General features: G+C 68.5%; 12 protein-coding genes and 1 pseudogene. 6 read left to right on the forward strand and 7 right to left on the reverse strand.

The features are described 5' to 3' along the window. From FV222_RS10735 to FV222_RS10750, 4 genes are all read left to right on the forward strand, one after another. The coding region (locus FV222_RS10735; RefSeq protein ID WP_147814216.1) for an ATP12 family protein at positions 1 to 584 on the forward strand (584 nt) is incomplete at its 5' end. A gap of 173 nt (positions 585 to 757) precedes the next feature. Beyond that, a complete protein-coding gene (locus FV222_RS10740; RefSeq protein WP_147753374.1) occupies positions 758 to 2,290 on the forward strand; it encodes an acyl-CoA carboxylase subunit beta in 1,533 nt (510 codons plus the stop codon). A 77-nt stretch (positions 2,291 to 2,367) separates the two neighbouring features. Then, the gene (locus FV222_RS10745) at positions 2,368 to 2,628 is read left to right on the forward strand and encodes a type II toxin-antitoxin system HicA family toxin (protein WP_147764155.1); all 261 of its coding nucleotides are present in this window, start codon (positions 2,368 to 2,370) and stop codon (positions 2,626 to 2,628) included. Continuing rightward, positions 2,625 to 2,954, forward strand: a complete 330-nt coding sequence (locus FV222_RS10750) for a type II toxin-antitoxin system HicB family antitoxin (RefSeq protein WP_147814218.1) — start codon at positions 2,625 to 2,627, stop codon at positions 2,952 to 2,954. Before FV222_RS10745 ends, FV222_RS10750 begins: the two co-directional genes overlap by 4 nt. Positions 2,955 to 2,969: 15 nt before the next feature. On the opposite strand, the gene FV222_RS10755 is transcribed toward FV222_RS10750, so the two are convergent. The 4 genes from FV222_RS10755 to FV222_RS10770 all read right to left on the reverse strand — a co-directional run bounded on the left by FV222_RS10755 (position 2,970) and on the right by FV222_RS10770 (position 6,378). Further along, positions 2,970 to 3,416: an ABC transporter ATPase gene (locus FV222_RS10755; protein ID WP_147753377.1), complete on the reverse strand. Its 447-nt coding sequence runs from the start codon at positions 3,414 to 3,416 to the stop codon at positions 2,970 to 2,972. Between the two features lie 61 nt (positions 3,417 to 3,477). After that, on the reverse strand, positions 3,478 to 4,398 hold the full coding sequence (locus FV222_RS10760; RefSeq protein WP_147764153.1) for a metallophosphoesterase: 921 nt from the start codon (positions 4,396 to 4,398) through the stop codon (positions 3,478 to 3,480). Positions 4,399 to 4,559: 161 nt separating this feature from the next. Next, on the reverse strand, positions 4,560 to 4,784 hold the full coding sequence (locus FV222_RS10765; RefSeq protein WP_147764152.1) for a hypothetical protein: 225 nt from the start codon (positions 4,782 to 4,784) through the stop codon (positions 4,560 to 4,562). Positions 4,785 to 4,986: 202 nt separating this feature from the next. Beyond that, the gene (locus tag FV222_RS10770) at positions 4,987 to 6,378 is read right to left on the reverse strand and encodes an aminotransferase (protein WP_147814220.1); all 1,392 of its coding nucleotides are present in this window, start codon (positions 6,376 to 6,378) and stop codon (positions 4,987 to 4,989) included. Positions 6,379 to 6,503: 125 nt separating this feature from the next. Between FV222_RS10770 and FV222_RS10775 the strand changes: the two genes are divergently transcribed. Then, entirely contained in the window at positions 6,504 to 7,040 is a 537-nt protein-coding gene (locus FV222_RS10775; protein WP_147753381.1) for a hypothetical protein, read from the forward strand. Positions 7,041 to 7,326: 286 nt separating this feature from the next. Here FV222_RS10775 and FV222_RS32000 read toward each other — a convergent pair whose 3' ends face one another. The 3 genes from FV222_RS32000 to FV222_RS10785 form a co-directional block, all read right to left on the reverse strand. After that, positions 7,327 to 7,530 carry a hypothetical protein gene (locus FV222_RS32000; protein WP_348644122.1) on the reverse strand — a complete coding sequence of 68 codons (204 nt, stop codon included), beginning with the start codon at positions 7,528 to 7,530 and terminating at the stop codon, positions 7,327 to 7,329. A gap of 190 nt (positions 7,531 to 7,720) precedes the next feature. After that, the gene (locus FV222_RS32005; RefSeq protein WP_348644121.1) at positions 7,721 to 7,951 is read right to left on the reverse strand and encodes a hypothetical protein; all 231 of its coding nucleotides are present in this window, start codon (positions 7,949 to 7,951) and stop codon (positions 7,721 to 7,723) included. A gap of 70 nt (positions 7,952 to 8,021) precedes the next feature. Then, positions 8,022 to 8,588 carry a hypothetical protein gene (locus FV222_RS10785; RefSeq protein WP_147764150.1) on the reverse strand — a complete coding sequence of 189 codons (567 nt, stop codon included), beginning with the start codon at positions 8,586 to 8,588 and terminating at the stop codon, positions 8,022 to 8,024. Positions 8,589 to 8,925: 337 nt separating this feature from the next. Here FV222_RS10785 and FV222_RS10790 point away from each other — a divergent pair. Then, positions 8,926 to 9,233 (forward strand): annotated as a pseudogene (locus FV222_RS10790) (hypothetical protein); the annotation flags it as partial.

The raw sequence follows: 9,233 nt of genomic DNA on the forward strand, positions 1-9,233 counted from the left end.
CGCGGGCGCTGGCCGAACGCCTCGCCGCCGAGTGGGCGGCGCAAGGCGAGACCATCGACCCCGCGAAGATGCCGTTCACGCGGCTGATCAACACCGCGATCGACGGCGTCGCCCCGCGCATGGCGGCGGTGGCCGAGGACCTGTGGCCCTATGCCGGCACCGACCTCGTCGCCTACCGCGCCGGCACGCCCGAGCGGCTCGTGGCGGCGCAGGCAGAAGCCTGGGACCCGATCCTCGATTGGGCGCGCGAGGCTCTGGGCGCCCGGCTGATCCTCAGCGAGGGCGTGATGCACGTGACGCAGCCGGAGGATTCGGTGGCGGCCCTGCGCGCGGCGGTCTCGGCGATCGACGACCCGTTCCGGCTCGCCGCCTTCCACACCCTGACGACGCTGAGCGGCTCGCTGCTTATCGCGTTGGCCATGCTCGCCGGGCGCCTCACCGCTGAGGAGGGCTGGGAGGCCGCCCACGTCGACGAGACCTACCAGACCGCCGTCTGGGGCGCGGACGAGGACGCCACGACGCGGCTCGTCGGACGCAAGGTCGAGTTCCTGGCCGCCGCCGAGGTGGCGGCGCTGGCCCGCTAGGCGCCGCTCGCGCGGACCGGAAAATTCGGCTTTTCGCCGGGCCAAAACAGGTTCAATTCCCCGGCGCGGAACTGCATGCTAAGGCGCTGTTCAAGCTTGGGCACGCCGTCCTGATCGGGCGGCCTGCGCAAGGAACAAGAACTCCCTACGCCTGAGGCAGGACCGCTCGACCCATGAAGGACATCCTGGAGAAGCTCGAGGAGCGCCGGTCGCTCGCCCGCCTCGGCGGCGGCGAGAAGCGGGTCGACGCCCAGCACAAGCGCGGCAAGCTCACGGCGCGCGAGCGCATCGAACTCCTGCTCGACCACGGGTCGTTCGAAGAGTTCGACATGTTCGTGCAGCACCGCTCGACCGATTTCGGGATGGAGAAGCAGAAGATCCCCGGCGACGGCGTCGTCACCGGCTGGGGCACCATCAACGGCCGCACCGTGTTCCTGTTTTCGAAGGACTTCACGGTGTTCGGCGGCTCGCTGTCGGAGACGCACGCCGCCAAGATCGTCAAGGTCCAGGACATGGCGCTGAAGATGCGCGCCCCGATCATCGGCATCTTCGACGCCGGCGGCGCGCGTATCCAGGAGGGCGTGGCCGCGCTCGGCGGCTACGGCGAGGTGTTCCGCCGCAACGTCATGGCGTCCGGCGTGATCCCGCAGATCTCCGTCATCATGGGCCCGTGCGCGGGCGGCGACGTCTACTCGCCGGCCATGACCGACTTCATCTTCATGGTCCGCGACACGAGCTACATGTTCGTCACCGGCCCCGACGTGGTGAAGACCGTCACGAACGAGGTCGTCACCGCCGAGGAGCTCGGCGGCGCCAAGGTCCACACCACGAAGTCGTCGATCGCCGACGGCTCGTTCGAGAACGACGTCGAGGCCCTTCTTCAGATCCGCCGCCTCGTCGACTTCCTGCCGGCCAACAACATCGACGGCGTGCCGGAGATCGAGAGCTTCGACGACCCCTTACGCCTCGACAAGTCGCTCGACACCCTGATCCCGGACAACCCGAACAAGCCCTACGACATGGGCGAGCTGATCCGCCGCGTGGTCGACGAGGGCGACTTCTTCGAGATCCAGGCGGCTTACGCCCGCAACATCATGACCGGCTTCGGCCGGATCGAGGGCCGCACGGTCGGCTTCGTGGCCAACCAGCCGATGGTGTTGGCGGGCGTGCTGGACGCGGACGCCTCGCGCAAGGCCGCCCGCTTCGTGCGCTTCTGCGACGCCTTCTCGATCCCGATCGTGACCTTCGTCGACGTGCCGGGCTTCCTGCCGGGCACCGCGCAGGAATACGGCGGCCTGATCAAGCACGGCGCCAAGCTGCTCTTCGCCTACTCCCAGGCGACGGTGCCGCTCGTCACCATCATCACGCGAAAGGCCTTCGGCGGCGCCTACGACGTGATGGCCTCCAAGCACGTCGGCGCCGACCTGAACTACGCCTGGCCCACCGCGCAGATCGCGGTGATGGGCGCCAAGGGCGCGGTCGAGATCATCTTCCGCAGCGAGCTCGGCGACGCCGACAAGATCGCCGGCCGGACCACCGAGTACGAGGACCGCTTCCTGTCGCCGTTCGTGGCGGCCGAGCGCGGCTACATCGACGAGGTGATCATGCCGCATTCCACCCGCAAGCGCATCGCGCGGGCGCTGGGCATGCTGCGCACCAAGGAGATGGAGCAGCCCTGGAAGAAGCACGACAACATCCCGCTCTGAGGACGGGCTGAGATCGTCGCACACGTCGGCGCTCGCATCGGGGAGCGCCGACGTGTGATACTGGCTTTCGATATCATATGAAGCTCAGCGGGCGGCATCGGGCGACGCTGGCGGCGATCCTCTCCGATCCGGTGCGCTCGGGCGTCGTCTGGACCGACATCGAGGCCCTGATGATCGCCTGCGGTGCGGAGGTCACGGAGGGCCGGGGATCGCGAATCCGGGTCGCGCTGAACGGCGTGCGCGCCGTATGCCATCGGCCCCATCCGCAGAAGGAGACGGACGAGGGCGCGGTCAGGTCGGTGCGACGCGTCCTGTTCGAGGCCGGAGTCACGCCATGACGACGATGCCGTATCGAAACTACGAGGCGTCCGTCGAATACGACCCGGAAGCCGACCTCTTTCACGGCGAGATCCTGGATCTTCGCGACGTGATCACGTTTCAGGGCCGGTCCGTCGACGAGTTGAAGCAGGCGCTCGCCGACAGCGTCGAGGATTACCTGGCGTTCTGCGCCGAGCGCGGGGAAGAGCCCGCGAAGGCCTATTCCGGGCAGTTCGTCGTGCGCGTCGAGCCGGGGCTGCATCGCGCGTTGGTCTCGTCGGCGCGCAGGGCCGGGATCAGCCTCAACAAGTCGGTCGCCCGCACCTTGGAGCAGGCGGCCGACTGAGACGGCCCGCCGCGTTCAGCTCCGGTCGCTGTGCTCGATCACGGCGCACATGGTCAGCGGCCCCTTGTCCGTGCCCGAGACGGAGCAGGTGATGCGGGCGCCGCCGGCGTCGACGTTGCTGTGGCGTAGGCGGCTCGCAGCCTCGCGGGCCTTGTGGGCGGCGGCCTCGATCACGTCGGCGCCGATCCCGGTGACGGCGTGGCCGGCCTTGCCGAACAGGGCGTAGTAGCCGTCGGGCGGGGCCTCGCCGCGGAACTGCGCGCCGACCGAGGAGAGCTGCGGGCCGCCGCAGGACAGCGTCAGGGTGGTGCCGTCGCCCGCCGAGAAGTTGGCGAAGTCGGTGCTGCGGTTGCCGGGGCTCGCCGCCGTCTCCTTCGCCACCTTGTCGATCAGGTCGCCGCATTCGTCGGCGAGCGCCGGGGCGGGCAGGGCGAGGATGAGGCCGACGAGAAGTGCGCGCATGCGGAGAACCTAGCGTGGGCGCAAAAAACGGCCAGCGCCGACGCATGAGGCGTCTCGCCGCTCAGGCGGAAGGCAAGAGGCTCGACCCAAGTTCCAAAAACACGATCTCGGGCGGCACGCCGAGGCGGACCGGGATGCGGCTGACGCCGAAGCCGCCCGACACGATCATGTGGCGGCCCTGCGTGACCACGTGGCCGTAGGAATAGTCGTGCCCGTGGATCGGGCGGATCGCCGGCGAATGGCCGAACAGGCGGATCTGCCCGCCATGGGTGTGGCCGGCGAGCGTGAGCGACACGCGCTCCGGCACGTCGACGAAGGCGTCCGGCTCGTGGATCATCAGGATCGCCGGCGCGTCGTCCGTGATCTTGGCCATCGTCGCGGGCAGGTCGTCGCGGCCGCTGTCGTCGTCGAACATCAGGAACGGCTGCTGGTCGCCGAGGCCGGCGACCCAGAACGGGTGCCCGTCCTTGGTCAGGCGCAGGGCGTCGTTCTCCATCACCGGGATGCCGACGGCCTCGAGCACGCGGCGCGCTTCCGGCACGCCGCCGCGGGCGGCCTGGGCCTCCGCGTCGTCCCACCAATCGTGGTTGCCGAGGATCGCGTAGGTGCCGAGCGGCGCGCGCAGGCCCGCGGCGAGGCGGGCGAACTCGGGAAGCGGCACGCGCTTCCACGCGATCCGACCGGCGGCCGGATAGTCGCCCAGCATCAGGATCAGGTCGGGTGCCAGCGCGTTCGTGGCGTCGACGATCTCGGCGACGCGATCGAGCGGCATGAACGGCTCGCAGACGTGGAAGTCGGCGAGCACCGCGACCTTGAGGGAGAGGCCCGGGGTCCAGTGCGGCAGGCGCGGGGCGTAGCGGGTCACCACGAGGCGATGCAGCGGCTCGACCCCGAAGGCGTAGGCGCCGGTGGACAGCCCCGCCGCGGCCAGCGTGCCGCCGAGACCGGTCAGGACCTGCCTGCGGCTCGGCAGGATCAGCATGGAAGCCTCGGGTTCGCGTCGGTCGAGCATCCCTGGCCTCACACTCCGGCGAAAGCGCGGCGTGGACCTGGACGCGAACGACGATGACGCGAACCCGTCGAGAAACCCTGAACCGGACCGCAGAAAGCGGACCGGATCATGCTCCCGAATCGTGGGATCGCTCAGTCGAGCGGCACGTCCTCGTGCACGATGCCGAGCACGCCCTTGAGGTTGGTCCGCGGGGCGGCCTTGCCGGCCGGCTTCACCGAGTGGGCGGCGGCGGCGAGCGCCGGAAGCGCGAGGGGGCGGAAGCCGTAGCGGGCCTCGGCCTGGTCCATCTGCCGGCGCTCGGGCTCCTGTGCCTGGGCCTGCGTCTCCAAACCTTGCATCGCATCGGGGGCGTACATGGGATTTCCGTCCTGTGGTCGTTCGCACGGCGATGGCGCCGCCGCATGCTGCCCCCACGCCGCTCCAGGGCGATGGCGAGCGATTCGAGATCATCCGCCGGATCTTGAGCCGGCGGATGATCGATAAGGATGCAGTCGGCATGAACGCAGGCTTAAGGAATCGCCGCCGCATCGCAGCATTCGACGCACACGAAATCCGGTGTCAGGCGGCCGGCATCGCCTCCAGCCCCTCGGCCCTGATCCAGTCGGCGGTCCGGTCCAGCGCCCGGGTGAGGCGGTCGAACAGGGCGTCGATCTCGTCGGCCGTGATGATCAGCGGCGGGCACACGGCGATGCGGTCGCCCATCAGGAACCGGACGATCAGCCCTTCCGCTTGCGCGAAGGCGACGCAGCGGGCGGCGACTCCGGCCTTCGGCTCGTACTGCCGGCGCGACGCCTTGTCGGCGACGATCTCGAGCCCGCCGATCAGGCCGAGGCCGCGGGCCTCGCCGACGATCGGGTGCTCGGCGAGGCGCGACAGCCGCGCCTGGAAGTGCGGCGCCTTGGCTGCCACGCCCTCGACGATGCGCTCGCGCTTGTAGATCTCGATGGTCTTGAGCGCGACGGCGCAGGCGACGGGATGGCCGGAATAGGTGGTGCCGTGCCCGAACGTGCCGATCTTCCGGCTCTGCGCGCGCATCGCCTCGTAGAGCGGCTCGTCGACCGAGACGCCGCCGAGCGGCACGTAGCCCGAGGTCAGCGCCTTGGCGAAGGACAGGGTGTCGGGGCGCATGCCCAAAGCCTCGCTGCCGAACCAGGTGCCGAGGCGGCCGAAGCCGCAGATCACCTCGTCGGCGATGAAGCGCACCTCGTAGCGGGCGAGCACCGCCTGGATCGCGGCGAAGTAGCCCTCCGGCGGGACGATGGCGCCGCCGGCGCCCATCACCGGCTCGGCGACGAAGGCGGCCACCGTCTCCGGCCCCTCGCGCAGGATCGTGGCCTCGAGCTCGTCGGCGAGCCGCTGCGAGAAGGCGGCCTCCGTCTCGCCGGGTTCGGCGAAGCGGTAGAAGTGCGGGCAGCCGACATGAAGGAAGCCGGGCAGCGGCAGGTCCCAGTCGGTGTGGTTGACCGGCAGGCCGGTCATCGAGGCGGTGGCGATGGTGACGCCGTGATAGCCGCGCTGGCGCCCGATGATCTTCTTCTTCTTCGGCCGGCCCAGCGCGTTGTTGAGGTACCAGGCCAGCTTGACCTGCGTGTCGTTGGCTTCCGAGCCGGACGAGGTGTAGAAGATCTTCGAGGTCGGGACCGGCATCAGCTCCTTCAGCACCTCGGCCAGCTCGATCGCCGGGTCGTGGCTGCGGCCGGAGAACAGGTGGGTGAAGGGCAGCTTGGCCATCTGCTCGCGGGCGGCCTCGACGAGCTCGCCGTTGGAATAGCCGAGCGCCGTGCACCAGAGGCCCGCCATGCCCTCGATGTAGGGCCGCCCCTCGGTGTCGTAGACGTGGACGCCGTCGCCGCGCTCCAGCACCAGAGGGCCGGCGCTGCGGTGCGCGTCGAGGTTGGTGTAGGGGTGGATCAGGGTTTCGACGTCGCGGACGGCGAGGTTCGAGAGCATGCGGGCGATCCGGTGCTGTGGCGCGTTGGCCCGCCACACTACCGGCCCGATGCGGGCTCAGGTACCCCGACACGTTCGCGCGGCCTCGGGCCGCGCCCCTTTCGTAACCCAGACGCCGCGACGCGATGCTCGATCCCGCCACCATCGTCGCGACGCCGGCCCCCGGCCGGGCCTGCGGCGCCTGCACCCTGTGCTGCAAGGTCTACGACGTGCCCGCCGTCGAGAGCCTCGCCGGGCAATGGTGCCGCCACACCAAGGCCGGGCGGGGCTGCGCGATCCACGCCGACCGGCCCGACCATTGCCGCGCCTTCCACTGCCTGTGGATGACCGAGAGCTGGCTCGGCCCCGAATGGAAGCCCGACCGCGCCAAGATGGTGCTCAGCCTCGATCCGGTGAGCCGCAACATGAACGTGCAGGTCGACCCCGGCCAGCCGAAGGCCTGGACGCGCGAGCCGTATTACGGCCAGCTGAAGGCCTGGGCCGCATCCTCGCTGCCGATGAAGCGCCACGTCCTCGTCCACCTCGACAAGGCGACGACGGTGGTGCTGCCCGACCGGGACGTACCGCTCGGGACACTGACGGCCGACGACCGCATCGTGATGCGCGAGCGCATGGGCCCGCGGGGGCCGACCTTCGAGATCGAGGTGGTCCGCGGCGCCTAGCGCGTCTTTCGTGGTGCCGAGATCACGGACGGTGACTTGCCTCGTCGCGTGGTCGAGGTCGCCTTGTGCACGCCTTCCTACACCTTGCGCGAAGCTGCTCCGGTTGTGGAACCCCCTGCCGCTACACTTACGCCTGACCGGTCGCGCCTGACCGGTCGCGCCTGACCGGTCGCGCCTGACCGGTCGAACGGGGCGAGCTTCCGCCGCGCCCTTCCCGACGTCGGTCCCTTCGGTAATCCGTCAGCTGACAGGTGGCACCGGCCGCCGGCTGAGGTCCGGCGCCTTCTCAATCGCCGTCGTCACACAGGGCCATGATGCGCGCACGGACCACATCGACCCACCCCGCAGGACCACGGATGTTGCCTTCGAGACAATAATCGAAATCCTGTTTCTCGAGCAGCGCACCGAATTGTTCTGCGATGAAACGGCGAATGTCGGCGTCCGCCCGCCGAACCTCATCGACGATCTCTTCGCGTCCATCGACGACCAAGAGGACATCTTCCAGATCACAGCTGCCGAGAAGATCTCCTCCGCCGCGACCGAGGTATGCCTCGCACTTCGTCGCGAGGAAAAACTCGGGCTTCAGTATTTTGATGATGGTTTCCTTTGCGAGCGGACAATCGGTCGCCGTCGCAATTCCCCTGGCATACCATCGTTTCGTGAAGCCGAGGATGTTCGCATCATCGATGCATCACGTCGACCTTGAGCCCGGAAAGCGTCATTCGGCATATGATCGAGTCTTCGGACGCTTCGACGAAACCCTTCGTCCGCAATCGTGCCTGCAAGGCGGCCCATGCCGGATAACCGGCCGGATCGACGATCAAGTCCACGTCGTCCGTTGCCCTGACGTCTTCGAGGGTGACCGGATCGGTGATGAACAGGGCCGTCGTGCAACCGCCGACGAAGACCAACCGGGGGCGGAGATCGGTACCAAGAGCCTGGCGACGAGCGTCAGCATCTCGAGCAATCGACCCCGAACGCTCATGTCCCGAGCAGTCGTTTCGAAAGCCGTTCCTTCGCCAAGACCGCCTCGCGCTGGTTCCAGAGCCTGATGGCGTCGACGAGGGCGAGGTCTTCGTAGAGACGCACGTCGTTACGCGCCGCCTCCGGAACACTCTTGAACAACGGCGAGACGGATTGGCCGATATCGCGCCCTCCCGGGTCCGGCCAGACGTAGATGTAATTGCCGGCGCTCAAGAGTGCGCTTTTCAACATCGGCGCGCAGAACGCGGTCGGCAGCCCGCGTGTCATCGCCCCGGGCGAGGCAGGAAATACGAATTTCAGTCCATGAACGATGAAGTCGTAGAGATTTCGGCGATTGGGCTTCGGCCGACCCGTCGCGCGATCCTTGATCACCATGCCATTTGAAAGAATACGCTTGAACGAAGCGCCGATCTCGGTCTTGCTGATCCCCAATTGGGATTCGAGCCCGCGAACGGAATAGGGCGCCTCGGCCCCGAGGTGCGATCGGATGCCGTCAGCGCAGATTTCTTCCTCCTGCTGAAGGCTCACGAGCTTCAACAGGACGACGACATCCTGGCTCTTCATTCCGCTCTTGCGCGTACGTCCTCTGTCCTAGGACTAAGGACACTCGGTCACAGGGAGGGATGCGCGTCGACGGGGCGATACGCTTCGACCTTCCTTCCCGGCCATACGTCGAAAGCGAAGGGCACCGATCCTCGGATGTCCCGCCGAAACCACGGCGGCTTCGAGCGACCGGCATCGTCAAGGCGGTGGTGCCAGGAGTCTCCGGGGCAACCGTCGATCGGCCGCCCTTAACCCCTCCGCAACCATACCGCGCGATAAATTCACGACCGCCATCCTCGCACCGGAACCAGCCAGGAGGATCGTCGGGTGTGGCTTATCGAGTACGGGTCGGTTCGGCGTGGGCACGAGACGAGGACGACGCGGACGGAGCTTCATCGGGCTCGGCACCGCCTTCACGCCCTGGATGGCCGGCCTCGGGCTGCTGGTCTCCTTCACGGCGAGCGCCGGCACCGAGACCAGCTTCGGGTCCAGCCGGCTCGTCGAGAGCGACGTGCGCCTGGTTCCGGCGCTGCCCGCCGGCACCGTGCTGATCGGCGCGAGCCTGCGCCGCGACGGCGCCGGCGCGATGCTCACCATCGAGCGGGCGGACGCCGTCCGCATCCGCCGCCGCGTCGGCGACGAGCCGCTGCAGGCCGACCTCAAGGC

The sequence above is a fragment of the Methylobacterium sp. WL103 genome, from assembly GCF_008039885.1.
GTDB classification, from domain to species: Bacteria; Pseudomonadota; Alphaproteobacteria; order Rhizobiales; family Beijerinckiaceae; genus Methylobacterium; species Methylobacterium cerastii.

Excerpts from the sequence above, each read along its gene's own strand:
- FV222_RS10745 (WP_147764155.1), top strand. The coding sequence starts at position 2,368 with ATGAAGCTCAGCGGGCGGCATCGGGCGACGCTGGCGGCGATCCTCTCC.
- FV222_RS10760 (WP_147764153.1), bottom strand. The coding sequence starts at position 4,398 with ATGCTGATCCTGCCGAGCCGCAGGCAGGTCCTGACCGGTCTCGGCGGC.
- FV222_RS10765 (WP_147764152.1), bottom strand. The coding sequence starts at position 4,784 with ATGTACGCCCCCGATGCGATGCAAGGTTTGGAGACGCAGGCCCAGGCA.
- FV222_RS10775 (WP_147753381.1), top strand. The coding sequence starts at position 6,504 with ATGCTCGATCCCGCCACCATCGTCGCGACGCCGGCCCCCGGCCGGGCC.
- FV222_RS10770 (WP_147814220.1), bottom strand. The coding sequence starts at position 6,378 with ATGCTCTCGAACCTCGCCGTCCGCGACGTCGAAACCCTGATCCACCCC.
- FV222_RS10785 (WP_147764150.1), bottom strand. The coding sequence starts at position 8,588 with ATGAAGAGCCAGGATGTCGTCGTCCTGTTGAAGCTCGTGAGCCTTCAG.
- FV222_RS10750 (WP_147814218.1), top strand. The coding sequence starts at position 2,625 with ATGACGACGATGCCGTATCGAAACTACGAGGCGTCCGTCGAATACGAC.
- FV222_RS10740 (WP_147753374.1), top strand. The coding sequence starts at position 758 with ATGAAGGACATCCTGGAGAAGCTCGAGGAGCGCCGGTCGCTCGCCCGC.
- FV222_RS10755 (WP_147753377.1), bottom strand. The coding sequence starts at position 3,416 with ATGCGCGCACTTCTCGTCGGCCTCATCCTCGCCCTGCCCGCCCCGGCG.